Here is a 23044-nt window from a genome sequence, read left to right on the forward strand (position 1 = left end):
GAGTCGCGGAGCCGCGCTCGGAGGATGGGAGCAGCCGCGATCTCGGCGGCGGTACTTGCGCTGCCGCTGTTCACGGGCGCCTCGTTCGCCTCGGCCGACCCGGTGGCCGACACGCTGCAGCCCATCACGGCCGTCACGTCCGAGAACGGGTCGTACATCACCAAGATCGAGAACTACGGTGAGCAGCAGCTGCTCGTCTGGGTGTACTCGGCGTCGATGGACGAGGAGATCCTGCTGGACGTGTGGCGCCCGGCCGACACCAGCAAGCCCGCGCCGACGCTGTACCTGCTCAACGGCGCCGGCGGCGGCGAGGACATGGCCACGTGGCGGGGCCGTACCGACGCGATCGAGTTCTTCAAGGACAAGCACGTCAACGTCGTCTCGCCCGTCGGCGGCATGTTCAGCTACTACACCGACTGGAAGAACCCCGATCCGCAGCTCGGTGTGAACAAGTGGGAGACCTTCCTGACCAAGGAGATTCCGCCGCTGGTCGACGGGGCCCTCGGTACCACCGGAGTCAACGCCGTCGCCGGCATCTCCACCTCGGGCACCTCGGTGTTCCAGCTGCCCATGGCCGCGCCGGGGCTGTACCGGGGTGTCGCTGCCTACAGCGGATGCGCACAGACGTCCGACCCGATCGGCCAGCAGTTCGTCAAGATCACGGTCGAGACGTGGGGCAGCGGCGACACCGAGAACATGTGGGGACCGACGAACGACCCGATGTGGGCGGAGAAGGACCCGTACGTCAACGCCGAGAAGTTGCGCGGGCTCGAGATGTACATTTCCAACGGCAGCGGCCTGCCCGGTCCGCACGACACGCTGACCGGCCCGGAGATCGACGGTGACGCGGGAGTGCTGGCCAACCAGATCGTGGTCGGCGGCGTGATCGAGGCCGCAACCAACTACTGCACCCACAACCTGAAGAACCGGCTCGACAGCCTGGGCATCCCCGCGACCTACAACTTCCGCGAGTCCGGAACCCACTCGTGGGGCTACTGGCAGGACGACCTGAAGGACTCGTGGCCGGTGCTGCAGCGAGCCCTCGGCATCTGATCTCCGGTCCTCGGATCACTCGTACACGCGAACGGCCCCTCCCGGCGGGAGGGGCCGTTCGCGTGCCGCGACTGTCGAGTGTCTAGCCGGTGGGAGGCGCCGTGCACGGGGCCGGCACGGTCTCGGCGTACTGCGGATCGAGAGCCGACTTCACCAGGTGCAGCGACTCGGGCAGTTCGAGCAGGGCGAGGTGATCGGCCGGGCTGGTCGGACACGCGTCCTCGAGCCACACGTTGTGCACCACGCTGTTCTCGCTGGGCTGCAGGAAGGCATTCTCCGGTGGCGTGGCGACCGTGTCCTGACGGGTGGCGATCGAGGTGTACTCGATTCCCGGCAAGGTCTCGGCCCCGGAGTTGAGCCGGGCCAACACGCGCGATCCGATCAGCTGCTGACGTCCCGCGATACCGAAGACCATCTGCGCGAGGCGTTCGGTGGCCCATTCCTCGTTCCCCAGCCCGAGACGGGCGAACAGGGAGTACAGCTGCTGCATGCCATTGAACGTGGTTCCGTGGTTGGTGGCGCCGAGCATCACCAGTTTGTCGACCTTGTTGCGGTCCGGGTCCACCGGGTCCGCGCCACCCTCGAACCGCAGGTACTGGCGGGAGACCGGTCCACCCTGCGAGTGCCCCACGAGGTCGACCTGGTCCGCTCCGGTGTGAGTGAGCACCGCATCGACGAACTCGCCGACCTGCTTCGCGGAGTCCTCGATGCTCCCGACCCCCCAGACCATCAGCTCCGGGTCGACCAGCGAGCGGATGCCGCCGTAGTTCAGGGCGTAGACGCAGTAGCCGAGATCGGCGAGCTGCGGGGCTGCAACGGCCCACGTGCCGGTCATGTCCATCCTCGTCCCGTGGACGAGAACAACCGGCCGGGGATGCTCGGGGGAGGGCACACAGTCGAGGTCGTTCGCTCCGGCGGGACTCGGCCCCATCGAGTCGAGCAGCGCCGGCAAGGACGTGGGCTCCGCGGCAGTCGTGGGCTCCGCGGCAGCCGTGGGCAGTGCCGGCCCGGCGGCGGCCAGGGCGGCCGCCATCACGGCGACGGTGATCCGGCGGGCATACTTCATCGGCATTCCTCCGTGGGCCGCACTGGGTGACAGTGCCTCGGCTGCTTGCTGCAGCCGTTGTGCGGCCGCGGTCGGCGGACAGGATAACAGCCGGGGGTGGCCGCTCGGGGTCGCCGCGATCAGCCCTCCTCGGCCGCGCGCCGATAGCCCCGGATGGCCGGCACCGTGAACAAGGCGACGGCGAGGAAGAACCACAGCAGTGTCTTGACGAGCGGTTCGGCGAGCGGACCGCCCATCGCCAGCGCCTTCATCGCGTCGATCGCACACGACATCGGCTGGTTCTCCACGATCGGTTGCAGCCACCTCGGGTAGGCCATCACCGGGACGAACCCGGAGTTGAAGAACATCAGCAGGGTGCACCCGATCGACACCAGTTCCACGAGAGGCAGCTTGCTCGACATGGTGGCGAGGACGGTGACCATGAGGGCGAACCCGATCCCGAAGAGGATCGGGATCACCAGAATCCCGAGTACGGCGAGGTATCCCTGCGTGAACCGGAACCCCAGAGCCACCCCGGCCGCCAGGATGACGATGGTGGTGGCCAGCACCCGGACCGCCTCGGCGAACATCCGGCCCAACAGCCCGGCCGCCCGGTGGATCGGCAGGGTGTAGAAGCGGCCGAGCAGTCCCGTCTGCCGCTCCGTACGCAGACCCACGGCGCTGACCACCGAGCCGAACATGGCACCGACGAGGATGATCATCGGGACCGTGCCGTAGATCGCGGGCTGACCGGTCGCGGCGGTCACGGTGTTGCCGAGCACGACCCGGAACATCAGCAGGGTCAGCGCGGGGTAGAGCAGAGCCTGGATCATCGTCGCGGGATCGCGCGCCCAGCGCAGCAGCAGGCGCCCGCACTGGATTCGGCTGTGCTCCCACAGCGCCGCCGACGATCGCTCCGGGTGGGCGCGCGTGGGGTCCAGGAAGGCGAATGCGGCGCCGTCGGCGTCGACGGGCCGGGCGTCGGGCGTTCCGGTCATCTGCGGATCACCCCCGCCTCGTGCTGGCCCACACGGCGAGCGGCGCGAACACGAGCGCGAGACCCGTGCACCAGGCCACGGTGGGGAAGAGGACCTGCCAGGTGACGCCGCCCTCCGCCATGTCCTGCATGGCGAACGAGAACTGCGAGATGGGCTGGTTGCGGACGAACGGCCGGATCCACTCGGGGAAGCCCTCCTCCGGGACGAAGCCGCACGAGAGCATGCCGAGGATCAGCTGCGGCAGCGTCAGGGCCTGCGCGGTGGCCTCGGGACTCTTCGACAGCGTGCCGATCGCGTCGGCGCCCAGCGCCAGGACGAGACTGATCGCCAGGGCGGTGGCACAGAACAGCACCGCCTGGGCGAATCCCGCCGAGAACCGGAACCCGATCGCGTACCCGAACAGCAGCGCCCCCGCCAGGGACACGACGGACCGCAACATCGCGCTCGACATCCGGGAGAGCAGCGGGACCGCGCTGAACACGGGCATGGTCTGCAACCGGCTCGTCAGGCCCGTCATCGCCTCGCCCGAGGACAGCTGCGCCGCCGAGATGGCGGTGAACGCCATCGCCTGCAGGACGATGATCGGCATCAGGTACTGCGCGTAGTCGATGCCCTGCAGCGACATGACGAACTTCAGCGGCAGGTAGAAACCGAGGCCGAAGACGACCGGGGTGATCGCGGCGACGACGAGCTCGCCGTACCGCGCCATGGTGCGAACGGTGCGCATCGTGAGCGCACTCCACTGGTTGAGCACCGTCGGGTCGGCCCGCCGGTGCGAACCGACCCGCTTCTCCGGGAGGGTGATCTTCGCGTCGTGCCGCACCCGCTGGGCGCTGATGCTCTTGGTGTGCACGGTCACGCCGGCTCTCCCGTCGTCGGTTCCTGGGCATCGGCGCCGGCCGTGTGGCCGGTGAGGCTGAGGAACACGTCGTCGAGCGACGGCCGGCGCAGACCGATGTCGGCCAGCTCGATCCGGGTGGGTGCCAGCCGGCGCAGGGCCTCGGCGAGGGTCGCCGGACCGTGCGGCGCCGGGATGGAGACCCGGTCGTTGGAGTCGGACGCGGCCAGTTCCGCCCGGACGTCGCCCGGGACGAGGTTGCCGAGTGCGTGCACCACCCACGGCAGGGCCTTCGGATCGGCCGGGACGATCTCGCAGTAGCTGCCTCCGGTCGAGGCCTTGAGCTGGTTGGCCGTGCCCTCGGCGACGACGGTGCCCCGGTCGATGACGATGATGTTGTCGCTGAGCAGGTCGGCCTCTTCGAGGTACTGCGTCGTCAGCAGCACCGTGATGCCCTGCTTCTTGAGCGCGCCGACCAGGGACCAGACGCCCTGCCGGCTGCGGGGATCGAGACCGGTGGTCGGCTCGTCGAGGAAGACCACCTCGGGGCGCACGACGAGACCGCACGCGATGTCGACGCGGCGGCGCATGCCGCCGGAGTAGTGCCGCACCGCCCGTTTGCCGGCGTCGACCAGGTCGAATTCGCGGAGCAGATCGTCGGCGCGCTGGCGGGCGGCCGCGCGGTCGAGACCCATCAGACGGCCGAAGAGGATCAGATTCTCCCGGCCCGACAGCGTCTCGTCGAGGGCGGCGTACTGCCCGGTCATCATGATCGAGCGGCGCACGGCGGCCGGGTCGGCGACCACGTCGTGTCCCGCGATCACCGCGCGCCCGCTCGTCGGGCGCAGCAGTGTGGACAGGATCTTCACCGTCGTGGTCTTGCCGGCGCCGTTGGGACCGAGAATGCCGAGGACCGAGCCGCGCGGGGCGGAGAACGTGATGCCCTTGAGGGCATGGACGTCGCCGAACGACTTGTGCAGGTCGTCGACGAGGACCGCTTCGTCGTGGTATCTCAGCATCACTCTCCGCCGTGGAACTCTCGGTCGGCCGCTCGCGGACCCGTCGACGAGTAGATCCCGCCGTCACGCCGCGATGTTACCGGCCGCCCCGTGCGGTCCGGGTGGCCTGCGAGTGCCGCGCGGCGGCCGCGTCAGCTCCAGACGCCGATCTCGTCGAGGTGCCGGACCAGGCGCCGGGCCCCGTCGGTGAAGTGCCGGCGGGTCTCCTCACCTGCGGAATCGGTGTCCGCGCGGCCGAGCGCGTCGATCAGGCGGCGGTGCGACGCGACGGCGGCGGCGCCCCAGGCGGGGTCGGACGAATAGAAGTGCACCGGGGTGTAGCGGGTGGCGTTGAGTAGGAACCACGACAGTTTCCGCGCGCCGGTCACGCGGTTGAGGGTGCGGTGGAACGCGAATTCGAGGTCCTCGATCCGCGCCCCGTCACCGCCGCGCACCGCCTCGGCGAGACGTTCGTTGAGGTCGGAGAGTTCCGCGACGGTCTCCGGGGTGATCGCCGCCGCCGCCCGGCGCGCGAGCTCCTCCGCGATCTGTCCCTGCAGCCAGAACAGGTCGTCGATGTCGCCCCGGCTCAACGGCGCGACGACGTAACCGCGGTGTGGAACGAGCTCCACGAGTCCCTCGCCGCGCAGTGTGAGCAATGCCTCACGCACGGGGGTGACGCTCACGCCGAGTTCGGCGGCGGTCTCGTCCAGCCGGATGAAGTCACCGGGCCGGACCCCGCCGGACATGATGAGGTTGCGGACGTGCACCGCCACGTCGTCCGACAGCTGTGGCCTGCGGCGCAGCGGCCGGCCCCCGGACGCCCGGGACTGGGCAGAAGACGTCATCGGCACTCCCTACAGTCCTGCGTTCCGGTATACCGGTCGGTTCCGTCCGACGGATTATCGCGCACCGGTCACCCGCCGTGGGGGAGGGTGGCTCGGTGTGCTCGCCCTGCGGGTATGCGAAGCCGGCACTAACGTCGAGCCGGTGAGTCACCGAACGTCTCGGCGCCGATTCCTCGGCACCGCTGCCGGCGGCGTCGTCGGACTCGGATTGCTCCCCGGCGTACGTGCCGAGGCCCGGCCGGTGTCTCGTCTTCCCGACCCGGCGACCGTCCCGGCCACCGATCCGGCCATGTTGAGCGCGGTCGAGGCGGCCAGTCTGCTGCAGTCCGGACAGCTGCATCCGCGCGAACTCCTCGATGCGTACCTGCGCCGTACCCGGGACCACGACGGCGGCGTCGGCGCGTGGATCCACCTCTATCCGGACCTCGCCTATGCCGCCGCCGACGCGGCGGCCACCCGGCTCACCGCCGCCCGGACGACGGGCGAGCCCGTCTCGCCGGTGTGCGGGCTGCCGATCGCGCTCAAGGATCTGTTCGCGGTGGGCGGGCTTCCGCTCACGGCGTCGAGCAACGTGCTCCGGGACAACGTCGCCGCCGGGGATTCCGGCGTGTGGCGCCGGCTGCGGGACGCCGGGGCGGTCCTGCTCGGTCACGTGCACACCGACGAGTTCGCGATCGGTGTCGTGACCCCACAGGTGGCGAACCCGTGGAACCCGCGGTACTCCCCGGGCGGCTCGTCGGGCGGCAGCGCGGCCGCGGTGGCGGCCCGCTTCGCCCCCTTGTCCGTCGGGAGCGACACCGGCGGTTCGCTGCGGCTGCCGGCGAGCGCGTGCGGCGTCTCGACGATCAAGCCGACGTACGGGCGGGTCACCTCGCACGGGATGATCCCGCTCACCTGGACCAGGGACCATCCCGGCCCCATCGGGCACAGCCTCGCGGACGCCTCGCTGCTGCTCGGTGTCCTCGCGGGCGAGGAGACGGACGACCCGGTGACGGCCGGCGGCCCCGGCGTGCCCGAGGGGGGCTACCCGCTGACACCGCCCGCCGGGGCGACCCCGCTCGCGGGCGTCCGTATCGGCCTCCCGCACGGCGCGACCGACCGGTTGGCACCGGAGCTGCGGCGGCTGTTCGACGAGTTCCTCGCGACGGCGCGCGCACTGGGTGCCGAGCTCGTTCCGGTGTCGATGCCCCACCCGCCGGAGTCGCTCCTGGCCGGTGACACCGCGGAGATGGGCGCCTACCACCGGCAGTTCGCCGACCGGATCGGCGAGTACCGCATCGACCTCGCGCCGCTCGTCAGTGCCGCAGTGGCCTCTCTGGCGCTGCCCGTCGCCGACTACTTCTCGCTGGAGCAGGACCGGCTGCGTTATCAGCACCAGTACAACGCCATGTTCCGCGACCACGAGCTCGACGTGATCGCCCTGCCGGGCGCGCTCGACGACGGCTGTCCCCGCGATGCGTTCGCGGGTCTGAGCGTGCTGTCCGGGGTGGCCGGCGACGTCCAGTGGGCCAATTACACCGGCGCCCCGGCTGTTTCGTTCCCCGTCGGCCGCTCGGCGGTGACCGGGCTGCCGTTCGGCGTCCAGCTGGGTGCGCTGCCGTGGCAGGAATCCGGGTTGATCTCGGTGGGGCTGGCCCTGCAGGAGGCGCTGCCGGTGTGGCGCGAGGTGCCGACGGTCGCGCCGGCGGCGCGGGAACTGCCGGTGGTCACGCCGACGGTTCCGGGCCCGGGTCCCGATCCGACCAATACGCTCGGGGCGGCGGCGCCGGTGCGGACGCCGGCGACCCTGTCGACCGGAGGATTGTGACGGCCGTCCTGCCGACGCGAAGTTGAGAATGCCGGGGCGGTCCTGCATACTGGTCGGGTTGCCTTGACCGGGTCACGGTTTTCCGCGGCTCGGAACGAGATCGAGTGACAGTCGCGGATCGAGCCTGACGGCCTGGTCGCGGCCACATGCAAGACGGAAGCAGTACCTCCCTGTACCCGTACGGGTACATCCGGCAGGTCGGTCCGTGGTGTCGAGCATCGGTTCGACGCTGCGGAGCGAGCAGTAGGGCGACACGCCCGACCGCGTGTGCCGGAGAACAATGACAGATGAACAGCGGCATGCGGATCGGGTGCGCCCGGTCACGAGGTGTGGAGAGTGCTGTTCGCCGTCGCCGTTCGGGCGGAACTGTGCAGACGAGGTGGTTCCCGATTCGCTCGGGTGCTACGAAACGCGGCAAGAAAAGGACACATAAGCGTGGCGGGACAAAAGATCCGCATCAGGCTCAAGGCCTATGACCATGAGGCGATCGACGCATCTGCGCGCAAGATCGTCGAGACGGTGACCCGTACGGGCGCTCGCGTGGTCGGCCCGGTGCCGTTGCCCACCGAAAAGAACGTGTACTGCGTCATCCGCTCGCCGCACAAGTACAAGGACTCGCGCGAGCACTTCGAGATGCGGACTCACAAGCGGCTGATCGACATCCTCGACCCGACGCCCAAGACCGTCGACGCGCTCATGCGCATCGACCTCCCGGCGAGCGTCGACGTCAACATTCAGTGACTTTCGAGACCAGCGAGCTTGTAGAAGACGCAGCGGAGACAACACATGACTAACCAGATCAAGGGAATCCTGGGCACCAAGCTCGGCATGACCCAGGTCTTCGACGAGAACAACCGGGTCGTTCCGGTCACCGTCGTCAAGGCCGGACCGAACGTGGTCACCCAGATCCGTACCGAGGAGCGCGACGGCTACAGCGCCGTGCAGCTCGCCTACGGTGCGATCGACCCGCGCAAGGTCACCAAGCCGGTCGCCGGCCAGTTCGCGAAGGCGGGCGTCACTCCTCGGCGCCACATCGTCGAGCTGCGTGTCGACGACACCGACGGCATCGAGATCGGCCAGGAGCTCACCGCCGAGGTCTTCGAGGACGGCGCATTCGTCGACGTCACCGGCACCTCCAAGGGCAAGGGCTTCGCCGGCACCATGAAGCGTCACGGCTTCGCCGGTCAGGGCGCCTCGCACGGTGCGCAGGCTGTGCACCGTCGTCCGGGCTCCATCGGTGGCTGCGCCACGCCGGGCCGCGTGTTCAAGGGAACCCGCATGTCCGGGCGTATGGGTAGCGACCGCGTCACGACGCAGAACCTCTCGGTCCACAAGGTGGACGCCGAGAACGGCCTGCTGCTGATCAAGGGTGCGATCCCGGGCCGCAAGGGCGGCGTCGTGATCGTCAAGACCGCAGTGAAGGGTGGTGCACGGGCATGACCAGCACCGAGACCGCAACCAAGCTGACGCTCGACGTCAAGGCCCCCGGCGGCCAGACCAACGGCACCGTCGATCTCCCCGCCGAGATCTTCGACGCCCCCGCGAACATCGCGCTGCTCCACCAGGTGGTCGTCGCGCAGCTCGCCGCGGCTCGCCAGGGCACGCACGCCACCAAGACCCGCGGCGAGGTCCGCGGCGGTGGCAGGAAGCCGTACCGCCAGAAGGGCACCGGCCGCGCCCGCCAGGGCTCGACCCGCGCGCCGCAGTTCGCCGGCGGTGGCACCGTCCACGGCCCGCAGCCGCGCGACTACAGCCAGCGCACGCCCAAGAAGATGAAGGCTGCCGCCCTCCGCGGCGCCCTCTCCGACCGGGCTCGCAACGAGCGCATCCACGTGATCACCGAGCTCGTCGCCGGGCAGGCGCCGTCCACCAAGGGCGCGCGTACCTTCCTCGCGGAGCTGACCGATCGCAAGAACCTGCTCCTCGTCGTCGGCCGTGAGGATCTCGCGGCGTGGAAGAGCGTGCAGAACCTGCAGAACGTGCACGCGATCGCTCCGGACCAGCTGAACACCTACGACGTGCTCTACAGCGACGACGTCGTGTTCAGCGTCGAGGCGCTCAACGCGTTCATCCACGGGCCGGCCGAGTCCGCCCAGGCAGAGAAGGAGGAGAGCAAGTGAGCACGATCGCGGATCCGCGCGACATCCTGCTGGCTCCGGTCATCTCCGAGAAGTCCTACGGGCTGATGGAGGAGGGCACCTACACCTTCCTGGTGCACCCGGACTCGAACAAGACGCAGATCAAGATTGCCGTCGAGAAGGTCTTCGGCGTCAAGGTGACCAGCGTCAACACCGCCAACCGTCAGGGCAAGCGCAAGCGGACCCGGTTCGGTTACGGCAAGCGCAAGGACACCAAGCGCGCGCTCGTGACCCTGTCGGCCGACAGCAAGCCCATCGAGATCTTCGGAGGGCCGGTCGCCTAGGCGGCCGGGACTCGAGAGATAGAGGACGAGAAGACTCATGGCAATTCGTAAGTACAAGCCGACAACCCCGGGTCGGCGCGGCGCGAGTGTCTCGGACTTCGCCGAGATCACCCGCTCGACGCCCGAGAAGTCGCTGGTTCGCCCGCTGCACGGCCGCGGTGGCCGCAACGCGCACGGCCGCATCACCACCCGGCACAAGGGTGGCGGACACAAGCGTGCCTACCGCCTGATCGACTTCCGCCGCAACGACAAGGACGGCATCCCGGCCAAGGTCGCTCACATCGAGTACGACCCCAACCGCACCGCCCGCATCGCCCTGCTGCACTACGTGGACGGCGAGAAGCGCTACATCATCGCCCCCAAGGGCCTGGTGCAGGGTGCTCCGGTCGAGTCCGGCCCGCAGGCCGACATCAAGCCCGGCAACAACCTGCCGCTGCGCAACATCCCGACCGGTACCACCATCCACGCGGTGGAACTGCGTCCGGGCGGCGGCGCCAAGATGGCCCGCTCCGCCGGCGCCAGCATCCAGCTGCTCGGTAAGGAAGGCACCTACGCCACCCTGCGTATGCCCTCCGGCGAGATCCGTCGCGTCGACGTGCGCTGCCGCGCCACCGTCGGCGAGGTCGGCAACGCCGAGCAGTCGAACATCAACTGGGGCAAGGCCGGCCGCATGCGCTGGAAGGGCAAGCGCCCGACCGTCCGTGGTGTGGTCATGAACCCGGTCGACCACCCGCACGGCGGTGGTGAGGGCAAGACCTCCGGTGGTCGCCACCCGGTCAGCCCGTGGGGCAAGCCCGAGGGCCGCACCCGCAAGAACAAGGCGTCCGACAAGCTCATCGTCCGTCGTCGCCGTACCGGCAAGAAGCGCTAGTCAAGGAGGGAGTTAGAGAATGCCACGCAGCCTCAAGAAGGGCCCGTTCGTCGACGACCACCTCCTGGCGAAGGTCGATACGCAGAACGAAAAGGGCACCAAGCAGGTCATCAAGACCTGGTCGCGCCGTTCCACCATTCTGCCCGACTTCATCGGTCACACATTCGCCGTCCACGACGGTCGCAAGCACGTGCCGGTGTTCGTCTCGGAGTCGATGGTCGGCCACAAGCTCGGCGAGTTCGCGCCGACCCGTACGTTCAAGGGCCACATCAAGGACGACCGGAAGAGCAAGCGTCGATGAGCACTGAAACCACAAACAAGAGCGCTCGGGCTGTTGCGCGCCACGTGCGTGTGACCCCGATGAAGGCGCGTCGCGTCGTCGACATCGTCCGGGGCAAGACCGTGGACGAGGCTCTGTCGATCCTGAAGTTCGCGCCGCAGTCCGCGGCCGAGCCGGTCGCCAAGGTGATCGCGAGCGCCGCCGCGAACGCGCAGAACAACCTGGACCTCGACCCGAGCACGCTCGTCGTCGCCACGGCGTACGTCGACGAGGGCGCGACCCTCAAGCGGTTCCAGCCGCGTGCCCAGGGCCGTGCATTCCGCATCCGCAAGCGGACGAGCCACATCACCGTGATCGTCGAGAGCAAGGCGCCTGCGTCTGCTGGAAACCGTAACCGCCGGAAGGGAGCTCAGTAGTGGGCCAGAAGATCAACCCGCACGGCTTCCGTCTGGGCATCACCACCGACTGGAAGTCGCGCTGGTACGCCGACAAGCAGTACGCGGAGTACGTGAAGGAAGACGTCGCGATCCGCAAGTTCCTGGCCACCGGCCTCGAACGCGCCGGCATCGCCAAGGTCGAGATCGAGCGCACCCGTGACCGTGTGCGTGTGGACATCCACACCGCGCGTCCGGGCATCGTCATCGGCCGCCGCGGCGCCGAGGCCGATCGCATCCGCGCCGAGCTCGAGAAGCTGACCGGCAAGCAGGTTCAGCTGAACATCCTCGAGGTCAAGAACGCCGAGTCCGAGGCCCAGCTGGTGGCGCAGGGCGTCGCCGAGCAGCTCTCGAACCGTGTCGCGTTCCGTCGCGCGATGCGCAAGGCCATCCAGTCGGCCATGCGTCAGCCCAACGTCAAGGGCATCCGGGTGCAGTGCTCGGGCCGCCTCGGCGGCGCCGAGATGTCCCGCTCGGAGTTCTACCGCGAAGGCCGCGTCCCGCTGCACACGCTGCGTGCGGACATCGACTACGGCCTGTACGAGGCGAAGACCACCTTCGGCCGCATCGGCGTGAAGGTCTGGATCTACAAGGGCGACATCGTCGGTGGCCGCCGTGAGCTGGCCGCTGCGGCCGCCGCCCCGGCCGACCGCCCCCGTCGCGAGCGTCCGAGCCGTCCCCGTCGTTCCGGTGCCTCGGGCACCACCGCGACGAGCACCGACGCCGGCCGCGCCGCCTCCGCCGATGCACCCGCTCCGACCGAGAATCAGGAGGGCTGACGCATGTTGATCCCACGGCGGGTCAAGCACCGCAAGCAGCACCACCCGAGCCGCTCGGGTGCCGCCAAGGGTGGGACCCAGGTGACCTTCGGTGACTACGGCATCCAGGCTCTCGAGCCGGCCTACATCACCAACCGGCAGATCGAGTCCGCTCGTATCGCCATGACCCGGCACATCAAGCGTGGCGGCAAGATCTGGATCAACATCTTCCCGGATCGCCCCCTCACCAAGAAGCCCGCCGAGACCCGCATGGGTTCCGGTAAGGGTTCGCCCGAGTGGTGGGTCGCGAACGTCAAGCCCGGACGGGTGATGTTCGAGATGAGCTACCCGAACGAGGAGATTGCCCGCGAAGCCCTCCGGCGCGCGATGCACAAGCTCCCGTGCAAGTGCAGGATCGTGACGAGGGAGGAGCAGTTCTGATGGCTACCGGAACCCCCGCCACAGAGCTCCGCGAGCTGACCGAGGAAGAGCTGGTCACCAAGCTCCGCGAGGCGAAGGAAGAGCTGTTCAACCTTCGTTTCCAGATGGCCACCGGCCAGCTGGACAACAACCGCCGGCTGCGCGTCGTGCGCAACGAGATCGCCCGCATCTACACGGTGCTGCGTGAGCGCGAGCTCGGCCTGGCCTCCGGCCCGGATGCGGGTGACGCGGCATGAGTGAGGAAAAGGCAGTGACCCAGAAGGAAGAGCGCGCCAGCCGCAAGGTCCGCATCGGCTACGTCGTCTCCGACAAGATGGAGAAGACGATCGTGGTCGAGCTCGAGGACCGGGTGAAGCACCCGCTGTACGGCAAGATCATCCGCCGTACCACCAAGGTGAAGGCGCACGACGAGAACGGCGTGGCCGGCATCGGCGACCGCGTGCAGCTGATGGAGACCCGTCCGCTGTCCGCGACCAAGCGGTGGCGTCTGGTCGAGGTGCTCGAGAAGGCCAAGTAGGTCCTCCTCGCATCGTCGACGACGATCGAGTACGGCACCCACACCGTTCGCCTCGTGCGCCGGTGCGGGTGCCGTCGGTCGTTCCGGGACGATCCCGGGAACGACACGCCCGGGTCCGGGGTAGGGAGCGACCTCACGGTTCGCGGATTTGCCCTGCATGAGGTATATCGCCTACCCTGGACGGGTTGCCTCACGGGACCCGTGTGTCTTGCGCGCGTGCGCCGTGGGCGACCGACGACCGCGTGCGTCCAGGTCGGAAATCTGACGCACACACCAATCCAGGTCAAGGAGAAGTAAGTGATCCAGCAGGAGTCGCGACTGCGCGTCGCCGACAACACGGGTGCCAAGGAGATCCTCTGCATCCGCGTTCTCGGTGGCTCGTCCCGTCGCTACGCCGGTATCGGTGACATCATCGTCGCCACCGTGAAGGACGCGATCCCCGGTGGCAACGTCAAGCGCGGTGACGTCGTCAAGGCCGTGATCGTGCGCACCGCCAAGGAGCGCCGCCGGCCGGACGGCTCGTACATCAAGTTCGACGAGAACGCCGCCGTCATCATCAAGGGTGACAACGACCCGCGCGGCACCCGCATCTTCGGCCCCGTCGGCCGCGAGCTGCGCGACAAGCGGTTCATGAAGATCGTCTCGCTCGCTCCGGAGGTGCTGTGATGAAGGTGCACAAGGGCGACACCGTGCTCGTCATCTCGGGCAAGGACAAGGGTGCCAAGGGCAAGGTCATCGCGGCCTACCCGAAGGAGAACCGGGTCCTCGTCGAGGGCGTGAACCGGATCAAGAAGCACACGGCGGTCTCGGCCAACGAGCGCGGCGCCTCCTCCGGGGGCATCGTGACGCAGGAGGCCCCGATCCACGTTTCCAACGTCGCTGTCATCGACTCGGACGGCAACCCCACCCGCGTGGGCTACCGGTCCGACGAGGAAACCGGCAAGCGCGTTCGGATTTCCCGGAAGAACGGGAAGGACATCTGACATGACCACCACCGAGAACAAGACCACACCGCGTCTGAAGACCCGGTACCGCGAGGAGATCCGCGACGCGCTGAACGCGGAGTTCGACTACGCGAACGTCATGCAGATCCCCGGCGTCGTGAAGGTCGTCGTCAACATGGGTGTCGGTGACGCCGCCCGCGACGCGAAGCTGATCAACGGCGCCGTCGCCGACCTCGCTCTGATCACCGGTCAGAAGCCGGAGATCCGCAAGGCCCGCAAGTCGATCGCCCAGTTCAAGCTGCGTGAGGGCATGCCGATCGGCGCGCGCGTCACGCTGCGCGGCGACCGCATGTGGGAGTTCCTGGACCGCCTGGTCTCCATCGCGCTGCCCCGTATCCGGGACTTCCGCGGCCTCAACGGCAACCAGTTCGACGGCAACGGCAACTACACGTTCGGCCTGAACGAGCAGTCGATGTTCCACGAGATCGACGTGGACAAGATCGACCGTCCGCGCGGCATGGACATCACCGTCGTCACGACCGCCACCAACAACGAAGAAGGCCGTGCCCTGCTCAAGCACCTCGGCTTCCCGTTCAAGGAGAACTGAGCCCATGGCTAAGAAGGCACTGGTCAACAAGGCCAACAAGAAGCCGAAGTTCGCGGTGCGCGCCTACACCCGCTGCCAGCGCTGCGGGCGCCCCCACTCGGTCTTCCGCAAGTTCGGACTCTGCCGCATCTGCCTGCGTGACATGGCACACCGCGGTCAGCTTCCGGGAGTTCACAAGAGCTCCTGGTGACGTGAACGGTGGGCGACCCGCACGGTCGTCCACCGTCACTCCTGTCAGGGGCCGGTCGCAACCGCGTCCGGTCCGCATGAAACCAAGTTCGTCGTAGGCCCACGGCCGGTCCGCGCCGGCGACACGCTCGTCGCCGCTGCCGGTGTTGCATGGGAACCGCAACGAGAAAGGTGAACAGGTCAGCCATGACCATGACCGACCCCATCGCAGACTTCTTGACGCGTCTGCGTAACGCCAACACGGCGTACCACGACGAGGTGAAGCTTCCCCACTCGAAGATCAAGGCGAACATCGCCGAGATCCTCAAGCGTGAGGGCTACATCGCCGACTTCCGCACCGAGGATGCCGAGGTGGGCAAGACCCTCGTCGTCGACCTCAAGTACGGCCCGTCCCGTGAGCGCAGCCTCGCCGGTGTGCGCCGCGTGTCGAAGCCCGGCCTGCGCGTGTACGCGAAATCCACCAACCTGCCCAAGGTCCTGGGCGGCCTCGGCGTGGCGATCATCTCCACGTCCTCCGGCCTGCTCACCGATCGCCAGGCGGCCAAGCAGGGAGTGGGCGGGGAAGTCCTCGCCTACGTCTGGTAAGGGAGGCCACCACAATGTCGCGTATTGGAAAGCTTCCGGTCACCGTCCCCTCGGGCGTCGAGGTGACCATCGACGGCCAGGACGTCGCAGTGAAGGGCCCCAAGGGCAACCTCTCGCTGACCATCGCCGAGCCGATCACCATCGCCAAGGGTGAGGACGGCGCGCTCAACGTGAGCCGTCCGAACGACGAGCGTCGCAGCCGCGCGCTGCACGGTCTGTCGCGCACGCTCGTGCAGAACCTCATCGTGGGTGTCACCGACGGGTACACCACGAAGATGGAGATCCACGGCGTCGGCTACCGCGTCGCGCTCAAGGGCAAGGACCTCGAGTTCTCGCTCGGCTACAGCCACCCGGTCCCGATCGAGGCGCCCGAGGGCATCACGTTCGCGGTCGAGTCGCCGACGAAGTTCTCGATCTCGGGCATCGACAAGCAGAAGGTCGGCCAGATCGCGGCCAACATTCGCCGGCTGCGCAAGTCCGACCCGTACAAGGGCAAGGGCATCCGCTACGAGGGCGAGCAGGTGCGCCGCAAGGTCGGAAAGACGGGTAAGTGATCATGAGCCAGACCGAGAACCAGAAGGCCAAGCGGATTCCGCTCGGCAAGGACGCGTCCACCCGGCGTCGGCTGTCGAAGCAGCGTCGGCACTTCCGTCTGCGCAAGAAGGTCGCCGGCACCGCCGAGCGTCCCCGTCTCGTCGTGAACCGGTCCTCGCGCCACATTCACGCCCAGCTGGTCGACGACCTGACGGGCACCACGCTGGCGGCGGCCTCGACCGTCGAGCCGGACGTGCGTGCGCTCGAGGGCGACAAGAAGGCGCGCGGCGCCAAGGTCGGCCAGCTGCTCGCCGAGCGCGCCAAGGCCGCCGGCGTGGAGGCTGTGGTCTTCGACCGTGGCGGCCACACCTACAGCGGCCGGATCGCGGCCCTCGCAGACGCGGCTCGCGAAAGCGGGTTGAAGTTCTGATGACCATCTCTTCGAACGGAAGGAACGCCTGATGCCGGGACGTCAGCGGCGTGACGGCGGCAACGGCCCCGCCGGACAGAATGGCCCCAACACCGGGGACCAGCGTGGTGGTCGCGACCGCCGCGATCGCGACTCGCGCGGCGGCGGTGCCGCCGAGAAGTCGAACTACATCGAGCGTGTCGTCTCGATCAACCGTGTGTCGAAGGTCGTCAAGGGCGGCCGTCGCTTCAGCTTCACCGCACTGGTGATCGTGGGCGACGGCAACGGCCTGGTCGGCGTCGGCTACGGCAAGGCCAAGGAAGTTCCCGCGGCCATCCAGAAGGGTGTCGAGGAGGCTCGCAAGGGCTTCTTCCGCGTCCCGCTCATCGGCTCCACGATCACGCACCCGGTGCAGGGTGAGGCCGCGGCCGGCGTCGTCATGCTGCGCCCCGCCTCGCCGGGTACCGGTGTGATCGCCGGTGGTGCGGTGCGTGCCGTGCTCGAATGCGCGGGCATCCACGACATCCTGTCGAAGTCGCTCGGCAGCGACAACGCCATCAACGTCGTGCACGCCACCGTGGCCGCCCTCAAGCAGCTGCAGCGCCCCGAGGAAGTCGCGGCTCGCCGCGGTCTGGCCCTCGAGGACGTCGCACCTGCGGGCATGCTGCGCGCCCGGGCACAGGCCGCTGGGAGCGTGAAGTAATGGCAGAGCTGAAGATCACTCAGGTCAAGAGCACCATCGGCGCCAAGTCGAACCAGCGCGACAGCCTGCGCACCCTCGGTCTGCGGAAGATCCGCCAGTCCGTGGTCCGCGAGGACAACGCGCAGAACCGCGGCTTGATCAACGTGGTGCGTCACCTCGTCGTTGTCGAGGAAGTCACTGCTGAGGAGGCCTCCAAGTGACAATCAAGCTGCACCACCTCCGCCCGGCTCCGGGCGCGAAGACGGACAAGACCCGCGTCGGTCGCGGTGAGGGTTCGAAGGGCAAGACCGCCGGTCGCGGTACGAAGGGCACCAAGGCGCGCAAGAACGTCTCGGCGGCCTTCGAGGGTGGCCAGATGCCGCTGCACATGCGGCTGCCGAAGCTCAAGGGCTTCAAGAACGCCTTCCGCACCGAGTACCAGGTCGTCAACGTCGGCGACATCGCCCGTCTCTTCCCCGAGGGGGGACAGGTCGGCGTCGACGAGCTCGTCGCCAAGGGCGCGGTTCGCAAGAACCAGCTCGTGAAGGTCCTCGGCGAGGGCGAGCTCACGGTGGCCGTGCAGGTGACCGCGAACAAGTTCTCCGGCTCCGCCAAGGAGAAGATCACCGCTGCCGGCGGCACCGCGACCGAACTGGCCTGACCGGTTCGCTCGTGCGTGACGCACAGCACACGAACGGCCGCACTGCAGCACGTGCTGCAGTGCGGCCGTTCGGCGTTCCCGCCCTGCCGGACACCGCGCAGTGGCATCCGGACACCGCGCAGTGGCATCCGGACACCGCGCAGTGGCATCCGGCTGCCGCGTGGACGGCCGGCCCCGACCCGGCGCCACGGCACCGGTTCCGGGCGCGCTGCTAGAGTTCAAGAGTTGTCGACCGTCGGACCCCGCGCGTCGATCCACAGTCTCCCGTTTCGCCCTGCCAGGAGGATCTTTGCTTTCCGCCTTCGTCTCGGCCCTCAGGACCCCGGACCTGAGGCGGAAGATCCTCGTCGCGCTCGGGTTGGTGGCTCTGTACCGCCTCGGCGCGACGCTGCCGTCTCCGGGCGTCGACTACGGCAACGTGCGTGCCTGCATCGATCAGCTCAGCGGCGGGGACTCCGCCGGGATCTACTCGCTGATCAACCTGTTCTCCGGTGGCGCCCTGCTGCAGCTGTCGGTGTTCGCGATCGGCATCATGCCGTTCATCACCGCGAGCATCATCGTCCAGCTGCTGACGGTGGTCATTCCGCGCTTCGAGGAGTTGCGCAAGGAAGGCCAGTCGGGGCAGGCCAAGATGACGCAGTACACGCGGTACCTCGCGGTGGCGCTCGCCGTGCTGCAGTCCACCGGCATCGTCGCCCTCGCGGCCCGCGGTCAGCTGTTGCAGGGCTGTTCCGAACCGATCCTGGCCGACGACAGCATCTTCGGCATGGTCGTGATCGTGCTGGTCATGACGGCCGGCGCGGCCCTCGTCATGTGGTTCGGTGAGCTCATCACCGAGCGCGGCGTCGGCAACGGCATGTCGATCCTGATCTTCGCCGGCATCGCCTCGCGGCTGCCGTCCGAGGGTCGCACCATTCTCGAATCCCGCGGCGGGCTGGTCTTCACGATCGTGCTCGTCGTCGCGCTGGTCGTCATCACCGGCGTGGTGTTCGTCGAGCAGGGCCAGCGCCGGATCCCGGTGCAGTACGCCAAGCGGATGGTGGGCCGGCGCATGTACGGCGGGTCCTCGACGTACCTGCCGTTGAAGGTGAACCAGGCCGGCATCATCCCGGTGATCTTCGCGTCGTCGCTGCTGTACCTGCCGAACCTCATCGCGCAGCTGACCGGGGCCACCTCGGCCACCGACCCGAGCTGGTGGCAGCGGATCATCAACGAGTACCTGGTGAATCCGAACAACCCGGTCTACATCGCGATCTACTTCGGGCTGATCGTCTTCTTCGTCTTCTTCTACGTCGCCATCACCTTCAATCCGGAGGAACGGGCCGACGAGATGAAGAAGTACGGCGGCTTCATCCCGGGTATCCGGCCGGGACGCCCCACCGCCGAGTACCTCAGCTACGTCCTCAACCGCATCACGGTGCCAGGTTCGCTGTACCTGGGTCTCATCGCGACGCTGCCCAACTTCTTCCTCTCCGGCAGCCAGACCGCCACCAGCATCTTCGGTGGCGCCGCGGTGCTCATTCTCGTCAGTGTCGCGCTGGACACTGTCAAGCAGATCGAAAGTCAACTCATGCAGCGCAACTACGAAGGGTTCCTCAAGTGAGACTTGTACTCCTCGGTCCGCCCGGTGCCGGCAAGGGCACGCAGGCCGCCATCCTGTCGGAGAAGCTCGGCGTCCCCGCGATCTCCACCGGAGATCTGTTCCGGGCCAACATCGGGCAGGGCACCCCGCTCGGTGTCGAAGCCAAGAAGTACATCGACGCCGGCGAGCTCGTACCCGCCGAGATCACCAACAACATGGTGCGCGCCCGTCTCGCCGAGCCCGACGCCGCCGACGGCTTCCTGCTCGACGGCTTCCCCCGCAGCGTGGAACAGGCCCGCGAACTCGAGTCCATCCTGAAGGACCTGGACACGAAGCTCGACGGCGTCCTCTCCTTCGACATCGACGAGGACGTCGTGGTCGAGCGGATGCTCGCCCGCGGCCGCGCCGACGACACCGAGGACGTCATCCGCAACCGGCTCCGGGTGTACCGCGAGGAGACGGCGCCGCTGCTCGACTACTACGCCGATGTGCTCGTCACGGTCGATGCCGTCGGCGAGGTCGACGAGATCAACGCCCGCGCCCTCGCGGCTCTCGGCAAGTAAGGACGCAGGAGCAAGACAATGGGTTTCGGGCGCAAGCGCAAGGTGGTTCCGTTCCGCACCGCCGGTGAACTGGATGCGATGGCGGCGGCGGGCGCTGTCGTCGGCGCCGCACTCGTGGCGGTGCGCAAGGCGGCGAAGCCGGGCGTGAGCACCCTGGAACTGGACCAGGTGGCGGAGGCGGTCATCCGTGACGCGGGGGCCGTCCCCTCCTTCCTGGGCTATCACGGGTTCACCGGCTCGATCTGCTCGTCGGTGAACGACCGCGTGGTGCACGGAATCCCCTCGGCGACGGAGATCCTCGCCGAGGGCGATCTCGTGTCGATCGACTGCGGCGCGATCCTCGACGGCTGGCACGGCGACTCGGCGTGGACCTTCGGCGTCGGGGAACTCGCCGCCGCCGACGTCGATCTCAGCGATGCGACACGGCTGTCGATGGAGGCGGGCATCGCGGCGATGCTGCCGGACAACCGGCTCACCGACGTCTCGCACGCCATCGAGACCGGCACCCGCGAGGCGGAGCGGGTGCACGGCCGGCACTACGGCATCGTCGACGGATACGGCGGGCACGCCATCGGCCGCGAAATGCACATGGACCCGTTCCTGCCGAACGAGGGCGAGCCCGGGAAGGGCCCCCGCCTCGTGGTGGGATCGGTGCTCGCCATCGAACCGATGCTGACGCTCGGCACCTACGAGACCGAGGTGCTCGACGACAAGTGGACCGTCGTCACGACCGACGGCAGCCGCGCCGCGCACTGGGAGCACACCGTCGCGGTGACCGAGGACGGCCCGCGCATCCTCACCCCGCGCCCGGAGTAGCGCGGCGGTGGCGGCGAGCGAATGCACCGCTCGCTGCCCGAGGAGCCGAACGGGATCGTCGCCCGGGCCGCCGACTCCGGTTCACACCTCGACCAGGAGGGTGACCGGACCGTCGTTCACGAGGCTCACCTCCATGTGCTCCCCGAAGACTCCGGTCTGCACGTCGGCGCCCAGCTCCCGCAGAGCCGCCGCGAACTCGTCCACCAGCGGTTCGGCGACGGCGCGGGGCGCGGCCGCCGACCACGACGGCCGCCGGCTCTTGCGCGTGTCGGCCATGAGCGTGAACTGGCTGACCACGAGGATCGGGGCCGCCAGATCGGACGCCGACTTCTCGTCCTCGAGGATCCGCATCGTCCACACCTTCCGGGCCAGCGTCGCGGCCTTGGCCGCGTCGTCGTCGTGGGTCACCCCGACGAGCACGAGCAGCCCGTGGCCGCCGACCGGGGGTGAGATCCGGGCGACCTCGCGGCCGTCGACCGCGACCGCGGCACCCGTCACCCGCTGAACCAACGCCCGCACGGTTGTCCTCCTGTATGTCGGCATTTGGCCCTGGTGGGAAAGTTCCCGTAACATAGATCGATGGTGCGCCCTGCGCGCCGGTCTGCGGGTGTCCGCAGTCCGGTCACGCCGAGCGTCACGGTAACGGACACCGATGCAACCACACGCCGAACAACACGGATCGCGGAGGATATGGCCAAGAAAGACGGAGCCATCGAGGTCGAGGGTCGCGTGATCGAGCCGCTGCCCAATGCGATGTTTCGCATTGAGCTCGAGAACGGTCACAAGGTCCTGGCTCACATCAGCGGCAAGATGCGTCAGCACTACATTCGCATCCTGCCCGAGGACCGGGTTGTCGTAGAGCTCTCGCCCTACGACCTGTCGCGTGGGCGCATCGTCTACCGCTACAAGTAAGAGCTTCCCCGGCCGCACGGTCGGGGAGAACCATGTCTGCAGCATGCCTCGTGCTCTGCCGCAGGCGTACACACAGGAGATCAGACGCACCGTGAAGGTTCAGCCGAGCGTCAAGAAGATCTGCGAGAAGTGCAAGGTGATCCGGCGTAACGGCCGGGTCATGGTGATCTGCGAGAACCTGCGCCACAAGCAGCGCCAGGGCTAGACCACCCGCTCTTCGAAGGATCGGCTTGGCAACAAGCTAGAGAAGACCTTCCAGTACCAGTCGTTCGGTCACGATTCCCGATTCGTCGGGGAGCCGCGCGATACACCCCCGGTTCGGAGGCCGGGGCCCCACTGTGTTTCGGACTACCGGCGTTCCGGCTTCGGCCGGGCCGCGGGACCACACAGTTTCACGACGCAGGGGACGGGCTGGGAGCAGACCTCCGCACACCGAATAGGAATGCCACATGGCACGTCTCGCAGGTGTCGATCTTCCCCGCGAAAAGCGGATGGAGATCGCACTGACCTACATCTACGGCATCGGCCGTACCCGCTCGAAGGAGATCCTCGAGGCCACCGGCGTGAGCCCGGATCTGCGCAGCAAGGACCTCTCCGACGAGGATCTCGCCAAGCTGCGCGAGTTCATCGAGGAGACCTACAAGGTCGAGGGTGACCTCCGCCGCGAGGTCCAGGCGGACATCCGTCGCAAGATCGAGATCGGCTGCTACCAGGGCCTGCGACACCGTCGTGGTCTGCCCGTGCGTGGACAGCGCACCAAGACCAACGCCCGCACCCGTAAGGGTCCGAAGCGCACCGTCGCAGGAAAGAAGAAGTAATGCCTCCCAAGTCACGCAGCACCGGTCCCAAGAAGACCCAGAAGGCGCGCCGCAGGGACAAGAAGAACGTCCCGCACGGTGCCGCTCACATCAAGAGCACCTTCAACAACACGATCGTGTCCATCACGGACCCGAACGGCAACGTCATCTCCTGGGCGTCCTCCGGCCACGTCGGCTTCAAGGGTTCGCGCAAGTCGACCCCGTTCGCCGCGCAGCTCGCCGCCGAGAACGCTGCCCGCAAGGCGCAGGAGCACGGTGTCAAGAAGGTCGACGTCTTCGTGAAGGGCCCGGGCTCGGGCCGCGAGACGGCGATCCGTTCCCTCCAGGCCGCGGGCCTCGAGGTCGGCACCATCTCCGACGTCACCCCCCAGCCGCACAACGGCTGCCGTCCGCCCAAGCGGCGTCGCGTCTAACGGGAAAGGAAGGTTTGAA

36 protein-coding genes are annotated in these 23044 nt (G+C 68.2%); 30 read left to right on the forward strand and 6 right to left on the reverse strand.

Annotated elements, in window-relative coordinates; translation table 11 throughout:
* Window positions 1-24 precede the first annotated feature (24 nt).
* Window positions 25-1053: an alpha/beta hydrolase gene (locus RR3_RS20880; RefSeq protein WP_010595609.1), complete on the forward strand. Its 1029-nt coding sequence runs from the start codon at window positions 25-27 to the stop codon at window positions 1051-1053.
* 82 nt (window positions 1054-1135) lie between these two features.
* Here RR3_RS20880 and RR3_RS20885 read toward each other — a convergent pair whose 3' ends face one another.
* The 5 genes from RR3_RS20885 to RR3_RS20905 form a co-directional block, all read right to left on the reverse strand.
* Window positions 1136-2119 carry a lipase family alpha/beta hydrolase gene (locus tag RR3_RS20885; RefSeq protein ID WP_017681446.1) on the reverse strand — a complete coding sequence of 328 codons (984 nt, stop codon included), beginning with the start codon at window positions 2117-2119 and terminating at the stop codon, window positions 1136-1138.
* A gap of 119 nt (window positions 2120-2238) precedes the next feature.
* A complete protein-coding gene (locus tag RR3_RS20890) occupies window positions 2239-3096 on the reverse strand; it encodes an ABC transporter permease (RefSeq protein WP_017681445.1) in 858 nt (285 codons plus the stop codon).
* 7 nt (window positions 3097-3103) lie between these two features.
* Window positions 3104-3955, reverse strand: a complete 852-nt coding sequence (locus RR3_RS20895) for an ABC transporter permease (protein ID WP_064066054.1) — start codon at window positions 3953-3955, stop codon at window positions 3104-3106.
* Entirely contained in the window at window positions 3952-4953 is a 1002-nt protein-coding gene (locus RR3_RS20900) for a daunorubicin resistance protein DrrA family ABC transporter ATP-binding protein (RefSeq protein WP_010595606.1), read from the reverse strand. Before RR3_RS20900 ends, RR3_RS20895 begins: the two co-directional genes overlap by 4 nt.
* A gap of 131 nt (window positions 4954-5084) precedes the next feature.
* Window positions 5085-5780 (reverse strand): GntR family transcriptional regulator, encoded by a 696-nt coding sequence (locus RR3_RS20905; RefSeq protein WP_026137935.1) that lies wholly within the window; start codon window positions 5778-5780, stop codon window positions 5085-5087.
* A gap of 142 nt (window positions 5781-5922) precedes the next feature.
* On the opposite strand from RR3_RS20905, the gene RR3_RS20910 reads away from it, so the two are divergent.
* The 25 genes from RR3_RS20910 (at window position 5923) to map (ending at window position 20882) form a co-directional block, all read left to right on the forward strand.
* Window positions 5923-7587, forward strand: a complete 1665-nt coding sequence (locus RR3_RS20910) for an amidase (RefSeq protein WP_040272334.1) — start codon at window positions 5923-5925, stop codon at window positions 7585-7587.
* 435 nt (window positions 7588-8022) lie between these two features.
* Window positions 8023-8328 (forward strand): 30S ribosomal protein S10, encoded by a 306-nt coding sequence (rpsJ, locus tag RR3_RS20915; protein WP_003938093.1) that lies wholly within the window; start codon window positions 8023-8025, stop codon window positions 8326-8328.
* 45 nt (window positions 8329-8373) lie between these two features.
* Complete coding sequence (gene rplC, locus RR3_RS20920) at window positions 8374-9027, forward strand: 50S ribosomal protein L3 (RefSeq protein WP_003938092.1); 654 nt, start codon at window positions 8374-8376, stop codon at window positions 9025-9027.
* Window positions 9024-9707, forward strand: a complete 684-nt coding sequence (gene rplD / locus RR3_RS20925) for a 50S ribosomal protein L4 (protein WP_003938091.1) — start codon at window positions 9024-9026, stop codon at window positions 9705-9707. Before rplC ends, rplD begins: the two co-directional genes overlap by 4 nt.
* Window positions 9704-10009, forward strand: coding sequence for a 50S ribosomal protein L23 (rplW, locus tag RR3_RS20930; protein ID WP_003938090.1), 306 nt, complete (start codon window positions 9704-9706; stop codon window positions 10007-10009). The genes rplD and rplW overlap by 4 nt, the downstream gene beginning before the upstream one ends.
* Before the next feature lie 37 nt (window positions 10010-10046).
* On the forward strand, window positions 10047-10880 hold the full coding sequence (gene rplB, locus RR3_RS20935) for a 50S ribosomal protein L2 (protein WP_003938089.1): 834 nt from the start codon (window positions 10047-10049) through the stop codon (window positions 10878-10880).
* Window positions 10881-10899: 19 nt separating this feature from the next.
* A complete protein-coding gene (gene rpsS, locus RR3_RS20940; RefSeq protein ID WP_003938088.1) occupies window positions 10900-11181 on the forward strand; it encodes a 30S ribosomal protein S19 in 282 nt (93 codons plus the stop codon).
* On the forward strand, window positions 11178-11576 hold the full coding sequence (rplV, locus tag RR3_RS20945) for a 50S ribosomal protein L22 (RefSeq protein ID WP_026137933.1): 399 nt from the start codon (window positions 11178-11180) through the stop codon (window positions 11574-11576). Before rpsS ends, rplV begins: the two co-directional genes overlap by 4 nt.
* Window positions 11576-12373 carry a 30S ribosomal protein S3 gene (gene rpsC, locus RR3_RS20950; RefSeq protein ID WP_003938086.1) on the forward strand — a complete coding sequence of 266 codons (798 nt, stop codon included), beginning with the start codon at window positions 11576-11578 and terminating at the stop codon, window positions 12371-12373. The genes rplV and rpsC overlap by 1 nt, the downstream gene beginning before the upstream one ends.
* Before the next feature lie 3 nt (window positions 12374-12376).
* Complete coding sequence (gene rplP / locus RR3_RS20955; RefSeq protein WP_006947154.1) at window positions 12377-12793, forward strand: 50S ribosomal protein L16; 417 nt, start codon at window positions 12377-12379, stop codon at window positions 12791-12793.
* A complete protein-coding gene (rpmC, locus tag RR3_RS20960; protein ID WP_003938084.1) occupies window positions 12793-13029 on the forward strand; it encodes a 50S ribosomal protein L29 in 237 nt (78 codons plus the stop codon). Before rplP ends, rpmC begins: the two co-directional genes overlap by 1 nt.
* Window positions 13026-13310 carry a 30S ribosomal protein S17 gene (gene rpsQ / locus RR3_RS20965; RefSeq protein ID WP_026137932.1) on the forward strand — a complete coding sequence of 95 codons (285 nt, stop codon included), beginning with the start codon at window positions 13026-13028 and terminating at the stop codon, window positions 13308-13310. Before rpmC ends, rpsQ begins: the two co-directional genes overlap by 4 nt.
* A 297-nt stretch (window positions 13311-13607) precedes the next feature.
* Complete coding sequence (gene rplN, locus RR3_RS20970; RefSeq protein WP_003938082.1) at window positions 13608-13976, forward strand: 50S ribosomal protein L14; 369 nt, start codon at window positions 13608-13610, stop codon at window positions 13974-13976.
* Window positions 13976-14293, forward strand: a complete 318-nt coding sequence (gene rplX / locus RR3_RS20975) for a 50S ribosomal protein L24 (RefSeq protein ID WP_010595602.1) — start codon at window positions 13976-13978, stop codon at window positions 14291-14293. Before rplN ends, rplX begins: the two co-directional genes overlap by 1 nt.
* A gap of 1 nt (window position 14294) precedes the next feature.
* Window positions 14295-14861 (forward strand): 50S ribosomal protein L5, encoded by a 567-nt coding sequence (rplE, locus tag RR3_RS20980; protein ID WP_003938080.1) that lies wholly within the window; start codon window positions 14295-14297, stop codon window positions 14859-14861.
* A 4-nt stretch (window positions 14862-14865) separates the two neighbouring features.
* On the forward strand, window positions 14866-15051 hold the full coding sequence (locus RR3_RS20985) for a type Z 30S ribosomal protein S14 (RefSeq protein WP_003938079.1): 186 nt from the start codon (window positions 14866-14868) through the stop codon (window positions 15049-15051).
* Window positions 15052-15236: 185 nt separating this feature from the next.
* Window positions 15237-15635 carry a 30S ribosomal protein S8 gene (rpsH, locus tag RR3_RS20990; protein WP_017681442.1) on the forward strand — a complete coding sequence of 133 codons (399 nt, stop codon included), beginning with the start codon at window positions 15237-15239 and terminating at the stop codon, window positions 15633-15635.
* Window positions 15636-15649: 14 nt separating this feature from the next.
* Window positions 15650-16189 (forward strand): 50S ribosomal protein L6, encoded by a 540-nt coding sequence (gene rplF, locus RR3_RS20995; protein ID WP_040272340.1) that lies wholly within the window; start codon window positions 15650-15652, stop codon window positions 16187-16189.
* A gap of 2 nt (window positions 16190-16191) precedes the next feature.
* The gene (gene rplR, locus RR3_RS21000; RefSeq protein WP_010595600.1) at window positions 16192-16599 is read left to right on the forward strand and encodes a 50S ribosomal protein L18; all 408 of its coding nucleotides are present in this window, start codon (window positions 16192-16194) and stop codon (window positions 16597-16599) included.
* Between the two features lie 31 nt (window positions 16600-16630).
* Window positions 16631-17281 (forward strand): 30S ribosomal protein S5, encoded by a 651-nt coding sequence (gene rpsE, locus RR3_RS21005; RefSeq protein WP_003938075.1) that lies wholly within the window; start codon window positions 16631-16633, stop codon window positions 17279-17281.
* Window positions 17281-17481, forward strand: coding sequence for a 50S ribosomal protein L30 (gene rpmD, locus RR3_RS21010; protein WP_006947165.1), 201 nt, complete (start codon window positions 17281-17283; stop codon window positions 17479-17481). The genes rpsE and rpmD overlap by 1 nt, the downstream gene beginning before the upstream one ends.
* Window positions 17478-17921: a 50S ribosomal protein L15 gene (rplO, locus tag RR3_RS21015; RefSeq protein WP_003938073.1), complete on the forward strand. Its 444-nt coding sequence runs from the start codon at window positions 17478-17480 to the stop codon at window positions 17919-17921. The genes rpmD and rplO overlap by 4 nt, the downstream gene beginning before the upstream one ends.
* 289 nt (window positions 17922-18210) lie before the next feature.
* Window positions 18211-19524 (forward strand): preprotein translocase subunit SecY, encoded by a 1314-nt coding sequence (gene secY, locus RR3_RS21020; protein WP_010595599.1) that lies wholly within the window; start codon window positions 18211-18213, stop codon window positions 19522-19524.
* Window positions 19521-20066 (forward strand): adenylate kinase, encoded by a 546-nt coding sequence (locus RR3_RS21025; protein WP_010595598.1) that lies wholly within the window; start codon window positions 19521-19523, stop codon window positions 20064-20066. The genes secY and RR3_RS21025 overlap by 4 nt, the downstream gene beginning before the upstream one ends.
* Before the next feature lie 18 nt (window positions 20067-20084).
* Window positions 20085-20882 (forward strand): type I methionyl aminopeptidase, encoded by a 798-nt coding sequence (gene map / locus RR3_RS21030; protein WP_010595597.1) that lies wholly within the window; start codon window positions 20085-20087, stop codon window positions 20880-20882.
* A gap of 81 nt (window positions 20883-20963) precedes the next feature.
* Here map and dtd read toward each other — a convergent pair whose 3' ends face one another.
* Window positions 20964-21401: a D-aminoacyl-tRNA deacylase gene (gene dtd / locus RR3_RS21035; protein ID WP_010595596.1), complete on the reverse strand. Its 438-nt coding sequence runs from the start codon at window positions 21399-21401 to the stop codon at window positions 20964-20966.
* 171 nt (window positions 21402-21572) lie between these two features.
* Between dtd and infA the strand changes: the two genes are divergently transcribed.
* The 4 genes from infA to rpsK all read left to right on the forward strand — a co-directional run bounded on the left by infA (window position 21573) and on the right by rpsK (window position 23025).
* Complete coding sequence (gene infA, locus RR3_RS21040) at window positions 21573-21794, forward strand: translation initiation factor IF-1 (RefSeq protein WP_003886926.1); 222 nt, start codon at window positions 21573-21575, stop codon at window positions 21792-21794.
* Between the two features lie 91 nt (window positions 21795-21885).
* On the forward strand, window positions 21886-21999 hold the full coding sequence (rpmJ, locus tag RR3_RS21045) for a 50S ribosomal protein L36 (protein WP_003938068.1): 114 nt from the start codon (window positions 21886-21888) through the stop codon (window positions 21997-21999).
* A 244-nt stretch (window positions 22000-22243) separates the two neighbouring features.
* The gene (gene rpsM / locus RR3_RS21050; protein WP_003938067.1) at window positions 22244-22612 is read left to right on the forward strand and encodes a 30S ribosomal protein S13; all 369 of its coding nucleotides are present in this window, start codon (window positions 22244-22246) and stop codon (window positions 22610-22612) included.
* Window positions 22612-23025, forward strand: a complete 414-nt coding sequence (rpsK, locus tag RR3_RS21055) for a 30S ribosomal protein S11 (RefSeq protein ID WP_003938066.1) — start codon at window positions 22612-22614, stop codon at window positions 23023-23025. Before rpsM ends, rpsK begins: the two co-directional genes overlap by 1 nt.
* Window positions 23026-23044: the final 19 nt, after the last annotated feature.

The sequence above is a fragment of the Rhodococcus ruber NBRC 15591 genome, from assembly GCF_001894945.1.
GTDB classification, from domain to species: domain Bacteria; phylum Actinomycetota; class Actinomycetes; order Mycobacteriales; family Mycobacteriaceae; genus Rhodococcus; species Rhodococcus ruber.

Coding starts and splice junctions, on each gene's coding strand:
- rplX (WP_010595602.1), top strand. CDS start 13,976: ATGAAGGTGCACAAGGGCGACACCGTGCTCGTCATCTCGGGCAAGGAC.
- map (WP_010595597.1), top strand. CDS start 20,085: ATGGGTTTCGGGCGCAAGCGCAAGGTGGTTCCGTTCCGCACCGCCGGT.
- RR3_RS20890 (WP_017681445.1), bottom strand. CDS start 3,096: ATGACCGGAACGCCCGACGCCCGGCCCGTCGACGCCGACGGCGCCGCA.
- rplV (WP_026137933.1), top strand. CDS start 11,178: ATGAGCACTGAAACCACAAACAAGAGCGCTCGGGCTGTTGCGCGCCAC.
- RR3_RS20885 (WP_017681446.1), bottom strand. CDS start 2,119: ATGAAGTATGCCCGCCGGATCACCGTCGCCGTGATGGCGGCCGCCCTG.
- rplE (WP_003938080.1), top strand. CDS start 14,295: ATGACCACCACCGAGAACAAGACCACACCGCGTCTGAAGACCCGGTAC.
- rplC (WP_003938092.1), top strand. CDS start 8,374: ATGACTAACCAGATCAAGGGAATCCTGGGCACCAAGCTCGGCATGACC.
- rpsQ (WP_026137932.1), top strand. CDS start 13,026: ATGAGTGAGGAAAAGGCAGTGACCCAGAAGGAAGAGCGCGCCAGCCGC.
- rpsS (WP_003938088.1), top strand. CDS start 10,900: ATGCCACGCAGCCTCAAGAAGGGCCCGTTCGTCGACGACCACCTCCTG.
- RR3_RS20985 (WP_003938079.1), top strand. CDS start 14,866: ATGGCTAAGAAGGCACTGGTCAACAAGGCCAACAAGAAGCCGAAGTTC.
- rpmC (WP_003938084.1), top strand. CDS start 12,793: ATGGCTACCGGAACCCCCGCCACAGAGCTCCGCGAGCTGACCGAGGAA.
- rplB (WP_003938089.1), top strand. CDS start 10,047: ATGGCAATTCGTAAGTACAAGCCGACAACCCCGGGTCGGCGCGGCGCG.
- RR3_RS20880 (WP_010595609.1), top strand. CDS start 25: ATGGGAGCAGCCGCGATCTCGGCGGCGGTACTTGCGCTGCCGCTGTTC.
- rplD (WP_003938091.1), top strand. CDS start 9,024: ATGACCAGCACCGAGACCGCAACCAAGCTGACGCTCGACGTCAAGGCC.
- infA (WP_003886926.1), top strand. CDS start 21,573: ATGGCCAAGAAAGACGGAGCCATCGAGGTCGAGGGTCGCGTGATCGAG.
- rpsK (WP_003938066.1), top strand. CDS start 22,612: ATGCCTCCCAAGTCACGCAGCACCGGTCCCAAGAAGACCCAGAAGGCG.
- rpsM (WP_003938067.1), top strand. CDS start 22,244: ATGGCACGTCTCGCAGGTGTCGATCTTCCCCGCGAAAAGCGGATGGAG.
- rpsE (WP_003938075.1), top strand. CDS start 16,631: ATGCCGGGACGTCAGCGGCGTGACGGCGGCAACGGCCCCGCCGGACAG.
- rpmD (WP_006947165.1), top strand. CDS start 17,281: ATGGCAGAGCTGAAGATCACTCAGGTCAAGAGCACCATCGGCGCCAAG.
- RR3_RS20905 (WP_026137935.1), bottom strand. CDS start 5,780: ATGACGTCTTCTGCCCAGTCCCGGGCGTCCGGGGGCCGGCCGCTGCGC.
- rplF (WP_040272340.1), top strand. CDS start 15,650: ATGTCGCGTATTGGAAAGCTTCCGGTCACCGTCCCCTCGGGCGTCGAG.
- rplP (WP_006947154.1), top strand. CDS start 12,377: ATGTTGATCCCACGGCGGGTCAAGCACCGCAAGCAGCACCACCCGAGC.
- RR3_RS20900 (WP_010595606.1), bottom strand. CDS start 4,953: ATGCTGAGATACCACGACGAAGCGGTCCTCGTCGACGACCTGCACAAG.
- rpsH (WP_017681442.1), top strand. CDS start 15,237: ATGACCATGACCGACCCCATCGCAGACTTCTTGACGCGTCTGCGTAAC.
- rplR (WP_010595600.1), top strand. CDS start 16,192: ATGAGCCAGACCGAGAACCAGAAGGCCAAGCGGATTCCGCTCGGCAAG.